This window comes from Bacillus sp. SRB_8 (assembly GCF_003264205.1).
GTDB classification, from domain to species: Bacteria; Bacillota; Bacilli; order Bacillales; family Bacillaceae_G; genus Bacillus_A; species Bacillus_A mycoides.
Genome location: NZ_NADT01000008.1, coordinates 175,286 through 195,464, shown reverse-complemented (window position 1 = coordinate 195,464; position 20,179 = coordinate 175,286). Strand labels below are relative to the sequence as shown.

Annotated in this window: 22 protein-coding genes; 16 read left to right on the top strand and 6 right to left on the bottom strand. The window is 34.7% G+C overall.

Translation table 11 applies throughout. From position 1 onward, the window contains the following. Positions 1-111: 111 nt before the first annotated feature. Positions 112-411: a hypothetical protein gene (locus B5P40_RS07825; RefSeq protein WP_002168944.1), complete on the top strand. Its 300-nt coding sequence runs from the start codon at positions 112-114 to the stop codon at positions 409-411. A gap of 113 nt (positions 412-524) precedes the next feature. Here the strand turns inward: B5P40_RS07825 and B5P40_RS07820 are convergent, their stop codons facing one another. Next, on the bottom strand, positions 525-1,379 hold the full coding sequence (locus B5P40_RS07820; RefSeq protein WP_016119777.1) for a hypothetical protein: 855 nt from the start codon (positions 1,377-1,379) through the stop codon (positions 525-527). A gap of 228 nt (positions 1,380-1,607) precedes the next feature. Here B5P40_RS07820 and B5P40_RS07815 point away from each other — a divergent pair, with 228 nt between their 5' ends. The 4 genes from B5P40_RS07815 to B5P40_RS07800 all read left to right on the top strand — a co-directional run bounded on the left by B5P40_RS07815 (position 1,608) and on the right by B5P40_RS07800 (position 7,522). Then, on the top strand, positions 1,608-2,009 hold the full coding sequence (locus tag B5P40_RS07815; RefSeq protein WP_113709072.1) for a BlaI/MecI/CopY family transcriptional regulator: 402 nt from the start codon (positions 1,608-1,610) through the stop codon (positions 2,007-2,009). A 2-nt stretch (positions 2,010-2,011) separates the two neighbouring features. Next, positions 2,012-3,910 carry a M56 family metallopeptidase gene (locus B5P40_RS07810; protein WP_113709071.1) on the top strand — a complete coding sequence of 633 codons (1,899 nt, stop codon included), beginning with the start codon at positions 2,012-2,014 and terminating at the stop codon, positions 3,908-3,910. A 213-nt stretch (positions 3,911-4,123) separates the two neighbouring features. Then, positions 4,124-4,696, top strand: a complete 573-nt coding sequence (locus tag B5P40_RS07805) for a TetR/AcrR family transcriptional regulator (RefSeq protein ID WP_002134846.1) — start codon at positions 4,124-4,126, stop codon at positions 4,694-4,696. Between the two features lie 216 nt (positions 4,697-4,912). After that, positions 4,913-7,522: a YhgE/Pip domain-containing protein gene (locus B5P40_RS07800; RefSeq protein ID WP_113709070.1), complete on the top strand. Its 2,610-nt coding sequence runs from the start codon at positions 4,913-4,915 to the stop codon at positions 7,520-7,522. A gap of 39 nt (positions 7,523-7,561) precedes the next feature. Here the strand turns inward: B5P40_RS07800 and B5P40_RS07795 are convergent, their stop codons facing one another. Further along, positions 7,562-8,284, bottom strand: a complete 723-nt coding sequence (locus B5P40_RS07795; RefSeq protein WP_113709069.1) for a hypothetical protein — start codon at positions 8,282-8,284, stop codon at positions 7,562-7,564. A gap of 185 nt (positions 8,285-8,469) precedes the next feature. Here B5P40_RS07795 and B5P40_RS07790 point away from each other — a divergent pair, with 185 nt between their 5' ends. Together B5P40_RS07790 and B5P40_RS07785 are read left to right on the top strand one after the other, a co-directional pair. Then, on the top strand, positions 8,470-8,682 hold the full coding sequence (locus B5P40_RS07790) for a hypothetical protein (RefSeq protein WP_113709068.1): 213 nt from the start codon (positions 8,470-8,472) through the stop codon (positions 8,680-8,682). 39 nt (positions 8,683-8,721) lie between these two features. Then, a complete protein-coding gene (locus B5P40_RS07785; RefSeq protein WP_113709067.1) occupies positions 8,722-9,027 on the top strand; it encodes a DUF2087 domain-containing protein in 306 nt (101 codons plus the stop codon). Between the two features lie 34 nt (positions 9,028-9,061). Here the strand turns inward: B5P40_RS07785 and B5P40_RS07780 are convergent, their stop codons facing one another. Then, complete coding sequence (locus B5P40_RS07780; RefSeq protein ID WP_113709066.1) at positions 9,062-9,415, bottom strand: PH domain-containing protein; 354 nt, start codon at positions 9,413-9,415, stop codon at positions 9,062-9,064. Between the two features lie 140 nt (positions 9,416-9,555). Here B5P40_RS07780 and B5P40_RS07775 point away from each other — a divergent pair, with 140 nt between their 5' ends. Further along, positions 9,556-10,065: a GNAT family N-acetyltransferase gene (locus B5P40_RS07775; protein WP_113709065.1), complete on the top strand. Its 510-nt coding sequence runs from the start codon at positions 9,556-9,558 to the stop codon at positions 10,063-10,065. A gap of 115 nt (positions 10,066-10,180) precedes the next feature. On the opposite strand, the gene B5P40_RS07770 is transcribed toward B5P40_RS07775, so the two are convergent. Further along, positions 10,181-10,705, bottom strand: coding sequence for a DinB family protein (locus B5P40_RS07770; protein ID WP_113709064.1), 525 nt, complete (start codon positions 10,703-10,705; stop codon positions 10,181-10,183). 92 nt (positions 10,706-10,797) lie between these two features. Continuing rightward, positions 10,798-11,739 (bottom strand): helix-turn-helix transcriptional regulator, encoded by a 942-nt coding sequence (locus B5P40_RS07765; protein ID WP_088057834.1) that lies wholly within the window; start codon positions 11,737-11,739, stop codon positions 10,798-10,800. Positions 11,740-11,934: 195 nt separating this feature from the next. Here B5P40_RS07765 and B5P40_RS07760 point away from each other — a divergent pair, with 195 nt between their 5' ends. Further along, positions 11,935-12,948 carry a LacI family DNA-binding transcriptional regulator gene (locus tag B5P40_RS07760; RefSeq protein WP_002116861.1) on the top strand — a complete coding sequence of 338 codons (1,014 nt, stop codon included), beginning with the start codon at positions 11,935-11,937 and terminating at the stop codon, positions 12,946-12,948. A 39-nt stretch (positions 12,949-12,987) separates the two neighbouring features. On the opposite strand, the gene yhfH is transcribed toward B5P40_RS07760, so the two are convergent. Beyond that, positions 12,988-13,116: a protein YhfH gene (yhfH, locus tag B5P40_RS07755; RefSeq protein WP_016119782.1), complete on the bottom strand. Its 129-nt coding sequence runs from the start codon at positions 13,114-13,116 to the stop codon at positions 12,988-12,990. Between the two features lie 203 nt (positions 13,117-13,319). Between yhfH and B5P40_RS07750 the strand changes: the two genes are divergently transcribed. The 7 genes from B5P40_RS07750 (at position 13,320) to B5P40_RS07720 (ending at position 20,178) form a co-directional block, all read left to right on the top strand. Further along, a complete protein-coding gene (locus B5P40_RS07750; RefSeq protein WP_113709063.1) occupies positions 13,320-14,054 on the top strand; it encodes an MBL fold metallo-hydrolase in 735 nt (244 codons plus the stop codon). 14 nt (positions 14,055-14,068) lie between these two features. Beyond that, entirely contained in the window at positions 14,069-15,058 is a 990-nt protein-coding gene (gene lplA, locus B5P40_RS07745; RefSeq protein WP_002011189.1) for a lipoate--protein ligase, read from the top strand. A gap of 146 nt (positions 15,059-15,204) precedes the next feature. Next, positions 15,205-15,630, top strand: coding sequence for a hypothetical protein (locus tag B5P40_RS07740; protein ID WP_113709062.1), 426 nt, complete (start codon positions 15,205-15,207; stop codon positions 15,628-15,630). Positions 15,631-15,794: 164 nt separating this feature from the next. Then, positions 15,795-17,327 carry a fatty acid--CoA ligase family protein gene (locus B5P40_RS07735; RefSeq protein ID WP_113709061.1) on the top strand — a complete coding sequence of 511 codons (1,533 nt, stop codon included), beginning with the start codon at positions 15,795-15,797 and terminating at the stop codon, positions 17,325-17,327. A 185-nt stretch (positions 17,328-17,512) separates the two neighbouring features. Beyond that, positions 17,513-17,764, top strand: a complete 252-nt coding sequence (locus B5P40_RS07730; RefSeq protein ID WP_002064161.1) for a hypothetical protein — start codon at positions 17,513-17,515, stop codon at positions 17,762-17,764. Between the two features lie 99 nt (positions 17,765-17,863). Next, positions 17,864-18,889, top strand: a complete 1,026-nt coding sequence (locus tag B5P40_RS07725) for an S-layer homology domain-containing protein (protein ID WP_113709158.1) — start codon at positions 17,864-17,866, stop codon at positions 18,887-18,889. A 233-nt stretch (positions 18,890-19,122) separates the two neighbouring features. After that, a complete protein-coding gene (locus B5P40_RS07720) occupies positions 19,123-20,178 on the top strand; it encodes a sulfate ABC transporter substrate-binding protein (RefSeq protein WP_113709060.1) in 1,056 nt (351 codons plus the stop codon). Position 20,179: the final 1 nt, after the last annotated feature.

The window sequence follows — 20,179 nt, the reverse complement described above, 5'->3', positions numbered from 1 at the left end:
TAGTCGAGAAAGAACGCTTAGAAATATACTAAGCGTTCTTTTACATTATTAGGGATTTTTATGATAAAATAGATTGAATATTCATTCTTTAATACAGGGAGGTGTAGACATATGGTAGCCCGAATAAACGGGAAATTAATGAATCAGCTTGCAATTTTTTTTAGTACGATCGTCATGCTTCAGTTTGTAGCTGATATAACAGGGCTTACACAGACTCTAGATAGTATGTATTATTTAATAAATACCGCAACTTCCTATATAACGTTTAGTTTGGCGGTTATTTTTACTTTAATCGGTGCAAGAAGAGAATTAAGTAAATATGCAATTATTGCATTATGTTTAGTGGTAGCTATTAAAGCGATTTATTTTGCGGCGATCGTTATTTTATGGGGATTGGCAGGTACGCCGTAAAGGGGAGAGGATTATATGAGTATTGAAAATATAAGATTGATAAATGTAAATGATAATAAGAGCGTAATTCTCTAAGCTAACTTAGGGAATTACGCTCTTATTCGTTCAATTATTTAGTCCGAAATTGCTTGAAACGCTTTTCTACACCGATCTCTTTTTTGCAGTCTTCTTCTATATTTTTTTCTATCCCGCTTTACTCCTTGTATATACATAAATAAGCTAACGAGAAGGAAGAAAGCACATTGCATCGTTAAAATGTACGGTGACATGCCTTGCAATGGTTGTTTCGGATCATATAAATGAATAGGTGCTCCGCCTATTGAAGGAAATATTGTATTTAGCAGGACGTAAGGAATGGAGGCAACTGCAAATGGAAAGAGAATTGCCATATAGTCCTTTTGTGACCATACAGATGCAGCAAGTCCTAAAAGAGCCATTAAACCTGCAAATAAAAAATTAATTCCGATATATACAGTAATGTAAGTAAGAGGCGCATCGAAATATAGGTTTGCGAACATTCCATCAGCATTTATGATGCCTGAACCAATCGTAGGTGTTCCGTCTGGAATGGTTAATTTGCAAAATAATAACGATAAGATGAATGGAAGCGTATAAAGAAATCCTCCGCAAAAAAACGTAACGATATATTTCGTTACTGAATAAGGAAATATAGAAATTCCCTTACTCACAAACGGTTTAAAACCATCTGACTTATCCGAATTGTAACTTGTACTAAAGGGGAAACTCGCAATAACTGGCATTAATAATAAATAAACATCCATTTCATTGTCGCGAAATCCAATCCATTTCAAATCTGTTGAAATAGGTCCACTCGCTGCGTCTCCTAAATAACGAATTACATAGTAATAGTGATAAATACAAATAAGAACGAATCCACTAAACATAATAATTAAAGAAATACGACTACAAAAAGCTTGCTTTATATTTAAACGAAGCGCACGCATCATGACTGAAAAAGCCTCCACTATTTTGATAAACTTGTCTATTTTCTATATTACTATTAAATGTAAAGATTTTCTTGTTTTTTTATTTGATTATTTGAAAAAAGGGAAATTTGTTGTCGTTAAGTAAGGTTTAACGGAAATTATATTTTCTAAAATATGGTTGACAATTTAGTATTACATTTGTAATCTTAATTGTAGATTACAAATGTAATACGAGGGGTGGAAAACAATATGACAAATAAATTACCTAAAATATCTGAAGCAGAATTAGAAATTATGAAAGTGTTGTGGTCGAATTCTCCACAAACAGCGAATGAAATTATAGAAGAACTGGAAGATACAATGGACTGGAAACCGAAAACCATCCGTACATTAATTAATCGGTTAGTACAAAAGGAAGCCGTTTCTTACCATCAAGATAAAGGGCGCATGTATGCTTATTTTCCGCTAGTATCACAAGATAATTATTTACAAGTTGAAACGAAATCTTTACTAAAGCGCTTTTGCGGCGCGGCGTTTAAGCCATTACTTGTCAATTTCTTAAAAGAGGAAAAATTGTCTTCAGAAGATATTAACGAACTGAAACACATTTTAGATGAGAAGACAGAGGAGAACAAGAGGAAGGATAGATAACAATGATAGACACGCTTATAAATGTATACCTTCCTCATTTTTTTGATTGGCTTATAGAAACGTCACTTATGGCTAGCATATTAGTTGGATTTATTTTATGTATAAAAGTTTTATTTAGAAATAAATTAACGCCCCGATGGCAATATATGCTGTGGATCGTACTAATGATAAGACTTCTTCTACCATGGTCACCGGATAGTTCGTATAGTATTTATTCGCTATTTTCCTATAGTTCTAGTGTATCGGAAGTTATTCCAAAAAATATGCCGTCTACTGAGAGTATAGTGAACATAGAAACCAATCATACAGTGGAATTGGAATCAAATTCTGAAACTGTGACAAAAAATGGTGAACCTGAAGTAAACGCGAGTGCGGAACAACAGACTACATTTTCTTTATACAAACTTGCTCTATATGTTTGGCTAGCTGGGGTAATCGTATTAGCAGTCATAACGTTTATTACAAATAGACGTTTATATTCTTACATAAAGAAACAAGCGGATATTACGGATGAACAGGTCATTACAGTGTTTAATCGCTGTAAGCAGTCTATGAAAATGAAGAAGGCAGTTTCATTACGTCTAGCAGGAAAGATTGCGAGCCCAACTGTTTTCAGTTTCTTTCGTCCGAAAGTATTACTATCAAAAAAACATATGAAAGTATTAAATGAGCAACAATTACAATATGTCTTTTACCATGAGTTAGCTCATATTAAGAGAAACGACGTAGCTGTAAATTGGATTATGTACAGTTTGCTCCTATTAAATTGGTTCAATCCGATTCTTTGGTACGCTTATTTTTGTATGCGAGAAGATCAAGAATTAGCCTGTGATGCATATGCGCTTACGTTTATAGATAAAGAAGAGCAAATTGCATACGGCCATACAATTATTACCCTTTTAGAACATTATTCCTATCAAGCACCCAGCCTAGCAAATTTAAGTAGAAATAAACGGACACTAAAAAGGAGAATCGTTATGATTAAAAAGTTCCAAAAGAAATCGTATCGTCTTTCTTTACTTGGAATCATTGTCATAGTTGCTATAGCATCCCTCTCTTTATTCAACGCACGTGCAACGGAAGGAAAAGAAAAACAAAAGGATCAGGTAGAGCAGCCAAAGGATACTTATCAAAATGCAGTAGATATGATGTTTGGTACAGAAGAAAATGCGAAAAAAGAATATCGTTATTCAGCAAGAGTGTATGAACAAAAGACAGATTATTTATATTTAGCTGAAAAAGCTTTAACAAAAGATGAATTCCAGCAGTACATAAAATTATATAAAGAAATTATTAATATACAGAAAAAAGGTGCTCCGAGAGATTCTGACTATGAGTCAATATTTTTTAGAGAAGAGCGTTTAACAAAAGATGATCGTGAAAAATTATATGCGCTTTATGATCAGTCAAAACCATTTGATGACAAAGTGCACGAATCTATAAATTACACGGTAAAGGAAGCGCAGGAACATGTTGATTTTCAAATTAAGAAGCCAACTTACACAATTGAAGGATACAATCAGAAGGATGAAAAGGTAAGTTATTTTATTAAGAGAAGACCTGAATTAACTATTGAATTAGAATATACAAACGGAAAAGGAAACTATACAACTTATCAATCACAAGTATTTGGAGAAAGTAAAGATCCGTTCCATGCTTTATTTGTTGTAGAAGAAAACATTGAACAGTACGAATTAGAAGGTAATCAAATATTCTATGCGACTCATAACTCAGATAGTAATTTACAAGGTATGAAGATGATTGTTCCTGCAAAAGGGAAAAATAGTGCGTATCAAATTGTCATTATTAATCATAGTTTAGAGGATCCTGGAGAAGCAGTATTTGATAAAAATGTAAGTAAGGAAGAGTTAGAGAAGATTATGCTTTCTATGTTGAAATAATAAAAAGGTGTTCTTAAGATGTATATCTCTAGAACACCTTTTCCTTTTCTCTTTTCTTCTGATAAACTATGGACAGTATGGTATACACTGACTGGAATTTTTTATACTGGAAATAATAAAAAAGAGAACTTGTATAGAATGTAAGCGTGTGGTAATATCAAAGATGTACTGATTGACTATATTATCCAATTGGTCATTTTTGGAGGTGACGATGTGGCGATAGATCGAAAACGTTCTATTATTGAAGCTGCAACAAAGTCTTTTTCAGCGTTCGGTTATAAAGCAACGACGATGGATCAAGTTGCGAAGTTAGCGAATGTAGGAAAAGGAACAATTTATACTTTTTTCAAAAATAAAGAAGAACTATTTGGCGAAATTATTTCTAATTTAATTACAGAAATGAAGCAAGTTGCAGCAAATGCAATTCGTTCAGATATTTCATTTTTTGAAAATGTACATAGAGCATTATATAGCATATTAGAATTTAGAAAAGAACATCAGCTCATGATTAAATTAATTCAAGAAGAGCGCGATATGGGAACGAAAGAAGTACAAGAAGTGATGCAACAAGTAGATGTGGAAATCGTTTCTGTCATTCAATCTTATTTAGAGATTGCAATTGAAAAAGGTGAAATTAGCAAATGTGATCCAGAAATTACAGCATTTATTATGCTTCGCTTATACGTATCGCTTATTTTTGATTGGGAAAAAAATCATGAACCGCTAGAAAAAGAAAAAATCGCAGAATTATTTGAACTTTATTTATTAAAAGGATTGTCAAACTAAGATAATCCTTTTATTATTATAAAAAGTGACCAATTGAACAAAGTGGTCATATGTTAATTTTAGGAGGGATAATAGAAATATTCACTTCATAGTAAGGAACAGTTGCATAGTATAAATTCGGGGATGAGGCATATGTATGAACAGAATATAGCCTTTTTGTTTGCATAAAAATGACTGAATGACGATTTTGGTCACTTTTAAAGAGGGGGATAAATTATGAAATGGCATAAGTTGCTTAGTAAAGAATTTGCAGAGATTATAAAAAGTAAAAAAATATTAATCCCAATCATTGCGGTTTTATTTGTACCAATTTTATATGCGGGTATGTTTTTATGGGCCTTTTGGGATCCGTATGAACAGCTAGATGACTTACCAGTTGCGGTAGTCAATTTAGATAAAGGTGCAGTATTTGATGGGAAACCGATTGAAGTCGGGAAAGGGCTCGTTGATAATTTAAAAGATAATAAAAGTTTTAAATGGGAGTTTGTAAGTGAAAAAGAAGCGAAAAAAGGAATGGAAGGCAGAAAGTATTACATGTTAGTACGCATTCCAGATGACTTCTCAAGTAACGCTACAACGTTATTAAAAGACGATCCGAAACCATTAAACTTAGAATATATTCCAAATGAAAGTTTAAACTTTTTATCTTCACAAATTGGCGGAACAGCAATTGAAAAAATTAAAGGTGAAGTATCAAGCACGTTAACGAAAACATATGCAGAGAAAATGTTTGATTCCATTAAAGATGTCTCAAAAGGATTAGCAGATGGGGCGGAAGGAGCAAATAAATTACATGATGGAGCTAGTGAGTTGCATGACGGTTCAAGTAAAGTGACGGATGGCCTTCATACACTTCAAGGGAAGTCTGGAGAGATGAAAGATGGAGTTCGGAAATTAGCAGATGGATCTAATAAATTACAAGATGGATCCGGAAAAGTGACAGCAGGTTTAAATACGTTAAATAGCAAAACGGGTATAGGGAAATTAGCAGATGGATCTGGAAAAGTAACAAATGGTTTAAATACGTTAAATGGAAAAACGGATGAAATGCAAAAAGGAATTGGCGAATTACGAAGTGGATCTGAGAAAGTAACTAACGGTTTGAATACATTGGAAAGTAAAACAGGTGAATTAAAAAAAGGAACAACTGAACTATCAAATGGTATGGAAAAACTTGTTGAGGGACAAAGTCAATTAGAAAAAGGTTCTCAAGAGATTCAAAAGGGTTTGCAGGAGTTAAATAATAAAGTACAAAACTCTGTTGCAGGATTAGGGGAAATGCAGTCGAAAGTTCCTTCTATATTAAATACAGTAAATGAGAAAATAGATGGAGCTGGAGAGAATGTAAATCAGTTAAATGAACTTACGCAATCAACAGCAGGAGATGCAAAAGATGCAGCGCAAGAGGTAGCGAATTTACAAAAGCAAATTGAAAGTTTACCGAAAGAATACCAAGAGCAGTTACAGCCATTTATAACAAATGCGGTAAAAAGTACGGCGACAGTTCAACAGAAAGCTGCCGGAGTAGCAGGCGGAACGAGCAAATTAAATGAAGAAGTAAAACAATTAAAAGGTGAAATCAGTGAAAAGACAAGTGGAATGCAAAGCAAAATACCGAATCCAGAAGAGGTGGAAAATTTAACGAGTGGTATTAAGAAATTAACGAATGCGCAAAACGAATTTGTAAGTAAGTTTCATGGATTAGGTGAAGGATTAGGTAATGCTAAAGTAGGTGCAGATAAATTAAAAAACGGATCAGGGCAATTAATTGATGGGGTAAATCAATTATTAGATGGATCTGGAAAGGTAACAGAAGGGTTAGGTACATTATCTGTAGGAGCAAACCAAATGGCAGGTGGAATAAATCAATTAGCGGACGGCTCAAGCCAAGTAACCGGCGGTTTAGGCACATTATCTGTAGGAGTAACAAAATTAGCAGATGGCTCAAGTCAAGTAACAACTGGCTTAGGTACTCTAAATGGTGGCCTAAATACAATGTCCACTGGCTCAACCCAGCTAATCGACGGAGTAAACAAACTAACAGACGGATCCGGAAAAGTGACAGATGGACTTGTGAAAGTAAATGATGGTTCAGGTGAACTTGCTGAGAAACTTGGTGAAGGTGCAGAAAAAACAGGAGAAGTAAAAGGAACGGATAAAACGTATGATATGTTTGCAAGTCCTGTAAAAGTGAAGGTGGAGAAAATAGCGGAAGTTCCAAACTACGGAACAGGATTTACACCGTATTTCTTATCACTCGGTTTATTCGTTGGGGCATTACTATTATCTATCGTATACCCATTACGTGATACAGTCGGCGTTCCGAAATCAGGATTCAGCTGGTTTATTAGTAAGTTTGGTGTTTTATTATCAGTCGGTATTATTCAAGCAATAGTAGCAGATGTCATATTACTGTTTGGATTAGGTGTAGAAGTACAAAGCATTCCATACTTCATACTCTTTAGCATCGTTACAAGTCTAGCATTCATCGCATTAATTCAATGTTTAGTAACAGCATTCGGTGATGCGGGCCGTTTCATTGCGATCTTAACATTAATTATACAGCTTACAACTAGCGCTGGAACATTCCCGTTAGAATTGATTCCTAAGTTTTTACAACCATTTAACGCTTGGCTACCGATGACATACTCTGTATCAGGATTTAAAGCAGTCGTATCAAGCGGTGATTTTAACTTCATGTGGCAAAATATAGGGATATTAATGATCTTTATCGTTGTATTATCACTTGGAACAATTGCTTCATTAACTTGGATGCATAAGCGCCAGTTTAGAAATATTGCTGAGAATCAATCGGTTGAAGCTTAAATAAGACCAATAAAAAAAGGCACCGAAATGGTGCCTTTTTTATTGGTCTTGTTTTATTGGATGAGAAATTTTATTTGTTTTTCTATTTTTACGGAACAAGTATATACCAATACTTATAAGGATAATAGTAGCTACAATCCAAACAAATGGACCATATCTTTCAGCAAAAGTATATAGTTTCATGTTGCTGGCAATGTCCTCTTTTGTTTTTCCTATTAGAATTTCAGAGCCACTATCACCTTCAAGCGTATCTCCTTTTTTTATACCAAAAATAAGCACGCCTGATTTGTTTTCTATTCCCGTGTATCGGTATCCTTTACCTTTAATTGTTAATTGAGTATCATCCTTTTTTAGTGAGTAATCTTCAGCGGAAATATCTTTTCCTGACAGCGTAATTGGTTCCATTGAGAAGCGAATTTCTTTTAATACAGGAAGAGTCTCATTGTTTAGTAAGAGTTGCTTTGAGATATGCTGCTCGGTATCAATGTTTTTCCAATTTGCCTTTCGTCGTTTATATGTATTAATTTCAAGAAGTGCAAATTCTTTATTTTGAAGTTTTTCCTCTGTAATAGGTTGCGAAGTAGTTAACGTACCTTTTAATAAGATCACACCATCTTTTGCAGATTGAAAAGAAGAGACTTCTTTCGTTTCTTGTAATGTATTGATAGCACTTCTATAATCTTTTTTTCCTAAAAGAACAGCTCCTGTATGTACGGTTAAAATAAGATATAGGATGCTTAATACTATAATAGCTTTTTTCACTATGTCCCCTCCGAAGTATGTATAAATGGATTATAACATAATTTACCATATGAAATTGTTAATTTAAATAATAAGTTACAAATATAAGGGTGATAAATAAATTAAAAAAGTGTGGATGAGAGGAGTAAAAGTGAAAAGGAATTACAACAATTTACAGAGAAAACTAGAATAGAGGAGCTGATATGATGAAAGGAAATCTTACTTATTATTTTATCTTAAATCCGCTAATCATCTTTCTTGTTTACGCCCTTTCACCTATCTTGTTTCATAAAGAAAAATATATAAATATGAAAGATACACTAGGAATACTTTTAGTTTACTATGTGCTAATTAGCGGGTATTACCTTATGGATGTTGTAAGTGAAAGAATGAAGAAGAAGAATAGTAAGGACAAATAATAACGTTTCATTGCATAAAAATCGATGGAGGAAAACAAAATGACTGAAAGTGAAATGAAATTCAGGGATACGACGATTCGTAACTTTTTCGATAAAGAGGATCGTTTAAAATCGATTCCAGGTCAAAAGAAGAAAAAACTAGTATTGTTAGAGCATTTGATTAGCAAGTTAAACGCTGAAAATCAATATACAGAAAAAGAAATTAATGCATTCATAAAACAATATCATGATGATTTTTGTACGATTAGAAGAGAGTTTATTGTGCACGGATTTATGGATCGAGAGGATAATTTGTACCATATAAATGAGAGAGAAGTGTGGACGAAGTGGGAGGAGTTAAAGTAATGAATCAGCGGGGAAATCCCCACTGATTATGAGTTCATGCTAGTTGTGCATTTTTTTGTAGTAAGTCTATGAACTCTTCAATATTTGAGCTTGTAATGTATCCCAACGTTATATATTCATCTTCATAATAAAATATTATTTTTTTGTCAAAGATTCTTCTCTTCGTTTCTATAGATAGAATTTTTTTATACTCGAATTCGGCAATTAATGTATTTTTAGATTGTCCATAAAAGAGAAGTCTTCTATTAGTAGCCAGTAGCATGCCCGGATACGGAACTTTATGCGTAATAATATAGCCAGTAAGTGAACAATTTAAAGTAGATATAATAACTTCGTCTTTATGTAATAGTTGTTTTGCAGCTGTTAAAATTGGATTCATTTTATGCATTCCTTTTATATAGATGTAAGGATATTGTATCAAAGGTGAAAAGATTCTCAATATGTAATGTTGCATATTGAGAGTTTTAGAGGTTCTTAGTTTGATAGATTCAGTATTAGTCTTTTAAGAAAAAGGTAAGAGGTGATTCGGTGATACGATTAGCAAAAGAGGTTGATGCGGAATCAATTATGAATATTAGAAAGGAAATTATATTATCGGGAAGTACTACAAAGTTTTTCATAGTATCTCCAAATAAATTACCAAATGATATTGATTTAGAAAGAGAAAAGATACGGAAAAGCAATGAAAAAGGTAATCTTTATATAGTTTATGAAGTAGATAGTAAGGTAGTTGGTTTTTTACTTTTCAATCGATATGAACTAGAACGGTTACGACATGCAGGCACAATGGGAATGGGGATTAGGGAGGCGTATTGTAATCAAGGCATTGGTACGAAACTAATTGAATTTCTTATTAGTTGGGCTAAAGAGCAGAAAGGTTTAGAGAAAATTTGCTTAGGCGTAGTTTCTATTAATAATCGGGCGATTAAGGTGTATAAACGTATGGGATTTGTAGAAGAAGGAAGACAAAGAAAGCAAATTAAATATGAAGATGGATCATATGGAGACGACGTGTTGATGGGTTTTTATATTGAATAAAAAGAGGGATGTTCTGTTAGTAGTAAGCAACATGCGTGGAGACAGGATTTTATGAGTAATCGTATAGTCAGTGAAGAGACTGCCAATATTGGCAGTCTCTCTTTAGTGGAAATGTTTACACTGAGCAAGCCTTAAGTTCTAATCTTTCTTTCTGACGAAGATGATGTGAAAAATGCATAGAAATGAGCTGGAACCACTCTGCAGCATTTAAGTAACCAAGTCCAGGATGCTCCACTTTACAATCATTTGGAATAGAAGCAAGCATTGGTTCAATGTTTTTTACAGCTGTAATTAATTTTAGAAAACGCTCCTGTATCTCTTCTTTGCATGATGGATTTTCAGGTGTGTATCCAGAGTGATTAGGTATTTTTATTTGTATAGGAGGGAAAGCGCCCATTTCATATACTTTTTCACCTATATCCGTTTTTTTGTTAGCTACAGATGGTGTTTCAGTTTTACATTTCGCGATTGCATCTAACTGCATATATGTAGCCGAAAGTAAATGATTATACATTTGACCAAGAGACCATTCTTCTGTAGAAGGTTTCATTATAAATTGTTCGAGAGAGTACTGTTCTAATTCCTCTATGTAATACGTTGCTAAACTTTCAAATTTCTCTAAAGTGGTAGTACTGTTCATATTGTTAGCTCCTTTTTATGAAAATATATTTGTTGATACTTACTATAAAGGAAGGTTACTGACAACATTATGTCAGTAGTAAAATAAAAAAATTAAAGTTTTAACATTTCTTTTGCTTCATCACGTATTTTCTCAGAAAGAATTGTTGGCTCTAGTACTTGTACTTGGCTCCCAAAGCTTAATACCCATTGAAATACTTCGTCTATGTTTCTTGATTTCAAAAATACATGAAACCCATTATCTTTATACTCGTATGAATCTATAAAAAAGTATCGTGATTCAATAACTTTATGTGCAATATGAGATGAGAACAATAAATGAATTGTAACAGTGCGATTGCTTTTAGGTTGATAGTCTTGTAAAGAAAAGTCTTTCGGTTTTGTGAAAAATTCTTGTTCTTGCTGTAATGTATCCATACGGTCTAAGCGAAAATTACGTATTTGTTTTCGAAGTAGACAATGAGCAACGATGTACCAAATTCCTGAAATATTAACTAAACCGTAAGGGTGAACGGTCCGCTTTATTTTTGTAATATCTCTTGGTTTACGATAGTGAAAGGAGATAGATTGCTCTCTTTGAATAGCTTCTTGTAACAAGAAAAGTTGGCTCTCTAGTTTTTCTTGCTCGGCTTGCTGGTTTGAAAATATAGGAGAAAGGAAACGGAAAGCTCCTCGTAATCCCTCAACTTTCTTTTGTTGATCAGTAGGGAGAATAACCTCCAGTTTCTCTGTTGCTGACCGCGCATGTACAGAAAAAGAAGAATTGAAAGTTTTCTCAATATAATCACCCCCTAATAAAAGAGTAACAGCCTCTTCAGGCGTAAGTTGAATGGGTGGTAAGAAATAACCATCCATTAATGAATAACCGTGGCCAGGCATTGCGAAAAGCGGGACGCCAGCTTCACTAAGTGCATCCATATCTCTATAAATAGTGCGTATACTTGTCTCGAATTTTTCAGCTAAGCTTTGTGCTGTAACGGTTTGTTTTCTTTGTAATTCAATTAATATAGCTAATAAACGATCCGTCCGATTCATGAAATATCATCCTTTATTTTATAAATATTCTTATTGTGAAATTCTAAAAGTAGTGTGTAATTCCCTGCCATTAACAGACTTTTCCCTATGTATAATATTAATATAGTAAAATCATAAGAACCTATATTGCAGTTTCCAATAATATACTATATAATCAGGATAAGAAAACGTTTTCATGCAAAGGGGGAAAATTTCGTGTCGACTATCGAGGACGTGGCGAAATTAGCGGGGTTATCAAGGACAACGGTTTCTAGGGTGATTAATAATCATCCATATGTTTCAGATGAGAAGAAGAAAAGGGTTCAATTAGCAATGAAGCATTTAGGCTTCGTTCCTAATTCTGCGGCGAGAAGGCTTCGTAAACAAAAAACAGAAACAATTGCGGTGCTTGTTCCAAGGATTACAAATCCTTTTTTTAGTAGATTTATTGAAGCAATCGAGATTGCTGCTTCTGAACATAAATATAAACTGATTATTTGTCAAACAAGATATTTACCGGAAAAAGAGATGGAGTATTTACAATTATTATCTACGAAACAAGTAGATGGGATTATTCTATGTTCACTAGAAAATCCGTGGGAAGATGTAGAGCCATACTTGCAACACGGTCCAATCGTGTTATGTAATGAATATATTGAGGAAGCAAATGTTCCAACAGTGAAGTTTGATCATGCACAGGGAGCATACATAGCTGCCAATCATGTATTAGAACAAGGATATCGTAATCTGATTTTTTGCCGTGGTAATGAAACGAAAGTAGTGAGCCAACAGCGAAAAATGGGCTTTTTACGCGCTATTACTGAAAAGAGTAGAGAAGTGGAAGCGATCGATTTTCTTGAAAACGCTTTCTCTTGGGATGATGGGAAACGAATATTCAATGAAGTATTAAAGGACAAAAAAAATCCTACCGCGATTTTGGCAGGAGGCGACGAGGTTGCAGCTGGAATTATCTCAGAGGCGAAACGCCATGGTTGGAGTATTCCAGAAGATCTCGCTGTGATCGGTTTTGATAATCAAATTTTAGCGCAGATTACAGAGCCAGGTATTACGACAATTGAACAGCCAATCGACGAGATGGCCCGAAAAGTTGTTGACTTAATGATGGATAAAATCCATACGAAAAATTATCGACAAAAAGAATTGTATGAGTTTGAACTGGAGCTCTTGGTGAAAGGTTCAACGATGAAGGATACGATGTTATTAGCCTAGTAGACTATGTCTGCTAGGTTTTTTTATGTTCACAAACTACTAATCTTCGTGAACGCAATCATCGCATTTGTTATGGTATGCTTCGTGTTGCTCATCAATTTCCTTCCCGCAGTGTGCACAAGTTTTCGTCGGTAAATTTCGGAAAAACTCCATTGGTTGATCAATCATGTCAATCCCTCCATTTCCATTTCTTACTATCATTGTATTAGTACAAAAAACAAAAGTCAACAACTGTTTTATAACAAAGTTGAAAATTAATGAAAAAGTTTAGGAAATGGATTATAGTTAACAATGTAGGATGTAAGTAAAAAACTTTCTCAAGTACGGAGAAAAACTGCATTCCTACTCGGTTTTAGAAAGGATGGATACATATGAAAATGACTGTTGTCGGCTTTTGGGGCGGCTTTCCAGAAGCGGGAGAAGCAACGTCGGGGTATTTGTTTGAACACGATGGTTTTCGTTTACTTGTAGACTGTGGTAGTGGTGTACTAGCACAGATTCAAAAATATATAACACCATCTCATATAGATGCAGTTGTATTGTCGCACTATCATCATGATCATGTTGCAGACATTGGGGTGCTGCAATATGCAAGATTAATTACGAGTGTGACAAAAGGACAACTACCGGAGTTACCAATATACGGTCATTCGTTTGATGAGAATGGATTTAATTCTTTAACGCATGCACCGCATACGAAAGGAATCGCGTACAATCCAGAAGAAACACTTCAAATTGGACCGTTCTCCATTTCATTTTTAAAAACTGTTCATCCTGTTACATGCTTTGCGATGCGTATTACAGCTGGCGATGATGTTGTTGTATATAGTGCAGATTCAAGTTATATTCCTGAATTTATTCCATTCACAAAAGATGCTGATCTTTTCATTTGTGAGTGTAATATGTATGCACATCAAGAGGCTGCAAAAGCAGGGCATATGAATAGTACAGAAGTAGCAAGTATTGCGAAATCTGCAAATGTAAAAGAACTTTTATTAACGCACTTACCGCATACAGGCAATCCATCTGATTTAGTAACAGAAGCAAAACAAATTTTCAGTGGCCATATTACGCTAGCGCATAGTGGCTACACTTGGAACTCATGAGGTGATACGATACGATGTTATTTATTGATAATAAAGGGATTACAGATCCTAGAATAAACTTAGCAATTGAAGAATATTGTGTGAAGAATTTAGATATTAACGAAACATATTTACTGTTCTACATTAACAAACCTTCCATTATCATTGGTAAAAACCAAAACACAGTAGAAGAAATTAATGCAGATTACGTAAAAGAACAAGGTATTCATGTCGTTCGTCGTCTATCAGGCGGAGGCGCAGTATATCATGATTTAGGAAACTTAAACTTCAGCTTTATTACGAAAGATGATGGAGACAGTTTCAGCAACTTCAAAAAATTCACAGAACCTGTAACGAAAGCGCTTGGTAAATTAGGTGTAAATGCAGAACTAAGTGGTCGTAACGATATTTTAGCTGAAGGTAGAAAAATTTCAGGTAACGCGCAGTTCTCAACGAAAGGTCGTATGTTTAGTCACGGTACGTTACTATTTGACTCTGAAATCGATCACGTTGTATCGGCACTTAAAGTGAAAATGGATAAAATTCAATCAAAAGGAATTAAATCAATCCGTAGCCGCGTTGCGAATATTACAGAGTTCTTAAACGAAAAAATGACGACAGAAGAGTTTAGACAACTTCTTCTAGAAACAATTTTCGAAGGAGAAACAGAAATTCCAACGTACGAATTAACAGAAAATGATTGGAAAGAAATCCATAAACTTTCTGAAGAGCGCTACCAAAATTGGGATTGGAACTACGGAAAATCTCCGAAGTTCAACTTACAACATTCACACCGCTTCCCAGTTGGACAAGTTGACGTTCGTCTTGAAGTGAAAAAAGGGACAGTAACAGAATGTAAAATTTACGGTGACTTCTTCGGCTCACTAGATGTGCATGACATTGAAGAGCGTCTAACAGGTGTACAATTTGATAAAGATGCATTCATTGTAGCTTTAGAAGGCGTAGATATCGCACGCTACTTCGGTAATATTACAACAGAAGATTTCTTGCATTTATTCTTCTAAAAGAAGAAGCCATCCCGAAATATCTTTTGGGATGGCTTTTTTTATTATGAATTCAGTTACCGTTAAAAGCGTTCCTAAAAACATCTACTAGCAGGACATTCTTTTATTATAAAGGAAGTATATGTAATTAAAGGAGGATGATCGAAATGAAAAGGATAATACACTTTATATTATTGATCAGCTTCGTTATTGGAATGACAGCTTGTAACGATGAAACTTCTTCAAACCGTACGACTTTGTCTATTGGAAAGCCAGCGAAGGATAATGTCATATATTATACGCATACAAATAACAAACAAAAAATAAATGATATACAAACTATGTTTCAAAATAAGAAATGGAAAAGAAATGAAACGTTTAGTAGCGTTGGTAAAACGCCAGATGTTGTCTTGTCGATAGATGAAGACAATAAAGGATTACCGACACTATATGTTACAGTCTACTTGCATGAAAATGGAGCGGACGCGATTAACTTGTATGGAGAGTATACGAGTTTAAATAAAGAGGAACTTGATAAGCTTAGAGACAAGATGAGCGCATATTATCCTAAAATGATTTCTGTCCTCGTTTAATACTTTGTTGGCAAGTAGAATCACCTTATCTTTCCAAAGTTATTCAATAGAAAGTACGCCGTGTATATGCAGTTAATGGAATATCACTTGCTACTTTAATTTTCTTTTAATATAATTAATTTAGAATTTTTAAATATTCTAAATTTTATAAAGGTGGGATTTGTGTGAATCTCGTTCAATCTTTGGCTGAAACGGCAAAAAAGAAGGGGGATAAACCGGCGTACATATTTATGGATCAGTCGGTCTCGTATGACCAATTAAACAAAGTGGTCACTAGGTTTTCTAGTAATTTAGCAAAAATGGGCATTGGAAAAGGGGACAATGTCGCATTAGCTGTAGGCAATTCACCACATTTTTTAGTAGGTTTATACGGAACAATGAAAGCAGGGGCAACTGTCATTCCAATTAATCCAATTTATACAGCAGACGAAATACATTACATATTACAAAATGGAGATGTAAAAACAATCATCGTACTCGACGTCCTTCTACCTGTTATACAATCTCTTACAACAAGACTTCCTTCACTTGAAAATATCATCATATGCGAAACCTCATCAGATTTTACTCATACAGAAACTGAAAAAATGAAAACGTTTACTAGTTTTATAGGAACTGGAGATATAACTTACGAAGGTCCTGAACTAGATGAAGAAGATGTAGCTGTTATTTTATACACTTCAGGTACAACTGGAAAGCCCAAAGGCGCTATGTTAACGCATAAAAATTTATATAGTAACGCAAGCGATGTTGCGTCATATTTACAATATACTGCTGATGATCGCGTCGTTGCGGCACTGCCGATGTTCCATGTATTCTGTTTAACAGTTGCAGTAAATGCGCCGATTGTGAACGGGGCAACGATTTTAATGATACCGAGGTTTAGTCCGAAAGAAGTATTCCGTATTTGTCGTACGTATGAACCAACGATTTTTGCTGGTGTGCCGACGATGTACAATTACTTATATTTATTTGAAGAAGCAAGCGCAGAAGATGTAAAGACGCTTCGTCTCTGTATTTCAGGTGGTGCGTCAATGCCTGTTGCCCTTCTGCAAAACTTTGAAAAACGTTTTGATGTGATTGTCTCAGAAGGATACGGTTTATCAGAAGCATCACCAGTTACTTGTTTTAATCCGTTAGATCGTCCTCGTAAACCAGGTTCGATTGGTACAAATATTTGGCACGTAGAAAATAAAATTGTGAATGAACTTGGGGAAGAAGTACCTGTCGGTGCAGTTGGGGAGTTAATTGTTCGCGGACCTAACGTTATGAAGGGTTACTATAATGCGCCAGAAGATACAGCAGCGACACTTAAAGACGGGTGGCTATATACAGGTGACTTAGCGAAAATGGATGAAGAAGGTTACTTCTATATCGTCGATCGTAAAAAAGATATTGTCTTAGTTGGCGGTTATAACGTATATCCTCGTGAAGTAGAGGAAGTATTATATACTCACGATTCGGTAGCTGAAGTTGTTGTAATAGGCGTTCCTGATGAAAACTTAGGAGAAGCAGTGCGAGCTTACGTCGTTCTGAAACAAACGAACGTAACAGAAGAAGAACTGATGCATTACTGCACGCTACATTTAGCGAAATATAAAGTGCCAAAGAGCATTGAATTTTTAACAGAATTGCCGAAGAATACAACTGGTAAGTTGTTAAGAAGAGCTTTGAGAGAGAAGGCATTACAAGTATAAAAATAAAGATATCCACCTCTATGGCTACATGTTTAGAGATGGATATCTTTTTGTCCTGCAAAAGCTCGATTAGTGTGGATGGACAAAATCCCTACTGATTAAAGTTTCACGTTATTTTTTAAAATTGGTTAAGCTATAAGCCCATATATTTAAAACGTAATATGACTAATAAGGAGGAGATATACGTGGAGCAGAAGGAATTACGATTACGGAAAGTACAATATCTTATTTGTGACATTATGGATGAAATGAATATGGAGAATGAAAAGAAGAACTTAGAAACATTGCAAAAAGTAATTGATCACCTTTCAGGGGCGATTGGGGATTTAGTGGATCCATCGGGTACGTATTCATTAGACTATTTAGAGAGAAAAGTGCATACGGCTCATTATTTATTGTTTAAAAATGATCGGAAAGCATATTTGTGTAATAAATAGGTAGTATTCGTTTAATTTTTTTCATTTGATATTGATAATCATTATCAATATGATAGTTATGTTGGGTATATTCATATAAAGGGAGATGTCATATTGATAATGATTAAGAAAAAATATATTAATGCATTCGTTATAGCAGCAACTTTAGCAGTTCCATTTAGCGGTATCATGGCACCTATTGCGAAAGCAGATGCAGCGGTTGAAATGAAAGCAAATAGCAAACTTGCAGATGGTACATATGACGTTATTTTAAAAACTTATAAAGATCAAACGAATGAAACATCTGTTGCTTCTACATATTTAAAAAATGCAAAAGTAACAATTCAAGGTGACAAAAAAATCGTTACGTTAATAGTTCAAGATAGTAGCTATTTCCAGTATCTTAGAGTAGAAGATACTAATAAAGTAGGGACATTCCATGATGTGAAAGTGATCTCTGAAGATAAAACAAATAATGGTACGAAGGTTGTTCAATTTGAAATCGATGAGTTCTCGAAAAAATATAATATGCAAATGCATATATTAATTCCAGCAATTAAATATGATCATAAATATCAAGTGCAGTTTGAAATTGATGCGAGTGCAATTGAAAAGAAATCTAAGTTCTCAGATGTACCGACTTGGGCACAAGATTCAGTTCAATATTTAGTAGACAAAGAGGCAGTACATGGTAAGCCAGATGGTACATTTGCACCGGCTGAAAATATCGATCGTGGTTCAGCAGCAAAAATATTAGCTACTGTTTTAGGATTAGAAATTAATAAAGATGCGAAGCCATCATTCCATGATGCGCAAAATCATTGGGCTACACCGTACATCGCAGCAGTTGAAAAAGCTGGTATTGTAAAAGGTGATGAGAAGGGTAACTTCAATCCGAGCGGGTTAATTAACCGTGCATCGATGGCTTCTATGCTAGTGAATGCATATAAATTAGAAAGAAATGAAAATATTAAACTACCTAAAGAGTTTGCTGACTTAAAAGATCATTGGGGCGCGAAGTATGCGAACATTTTAATTCAAGAAAGCATTTCAGCTGGAACAGATAATGGATGGGCTCCAGATAAATCGGTAAGCCGCGCAGAAGCAGCTCAATTTATTGCGAAGACAGATAAGTTAAAGAAATAAATCGAAACTAAAATCAGTGGGATTCCATTCCCGCTGATTTTTAGCTTGTATGAAGTTTCTTATATAATAATTCCAAATTCCAAGTTGACACATGTGAATTACGGAATTAAAATGGAAAGAAATCAAACAGAATACAATAGAAGCTCATCAGAGAAACTGAAGGCGCACAACGTTCACTTTTGTGAATAGATTGTGTGCCTTTTTCTATTGTACAAACTAAGGGGGCTTTATATATGAAACAGTGGAGTAAGACAGCATTAATGAAAAGTACAGGTGTTTTATTATCAGCATTTGTCCTTTTGTCAGGGTGTGGTTCGGCAACAGCCACTAACAATTCTGAAGGAAGTGCAGATAAGAAGACAGTCGAACTTTTAAATGTTTCATATGATCCAACGCGTGAGTTATATCAAGATTTCAATAAAGACTTTGCGAAGTATTGGAAAGAGAAGCATGGTCAAACAGTAAATGTAAAGCAATCACACGGGGGATCTGGAAGTCAGGCACGCTCCGTTATTGACGGCTTAGAAGCAGACGTTGTAACACTAGCGCTCGCTTATGATATTGACGCGATTAGTAAGAAGAAACAACTAGCAGAAGATTGGCAGAAGCGACTTGCGGATAATTCTACTCCGTATACATCAACGATTGTATTTCTTGTGAGAAAAGGAAACCCGAAAGGAATTAAAGATTGGGATGATTTAACGAAAAAAGGTGTGTCTGTCATTACACCAAACCCGAAAACATCTGGGGGAGCACGGTGGAACTATTTAGGGGCGTGGGGATATGCACTGAAGAAATATAACAATAGTGAAGATAAAGCGAAAGAGTTTGTCGGTCAAATTTATAAAAACGTGGAAGTACTAGATTCAGGAGCACGCGGGGCAACGACGACTTTCGTTGAAAAAGGAATTGGTGATGTGTTAATCGCTTGGGAAAATGAAGCGTTATTATCACAAAAAGAACTTGGAAAAGATAAATTCGAAATTGTAACACCTTCGATTAGTATACTTGCCGAGCCGCCAGTAGCAGTTGTAGACAAAGTCGTTGATAAAAAAGGAACGAAAAAAGTAGCAGAAGGATATCTTGAATATTTGTATTCAGAAAAAGGGCAAGAAATTGCGGCGAAAAACTTTTATCGCCCTCGTAATGAAAAAGTAGCAGAAAAGTACGCATCACAATTTCCGAAAGTTCAATTATTTACAGTTGATGAACTATTTGGAGGATGGAAAAAAGCACAAGAAAAGCATTTTAATGATGGCGGCGTATTCGATCAAATGTATAAAAAATAAG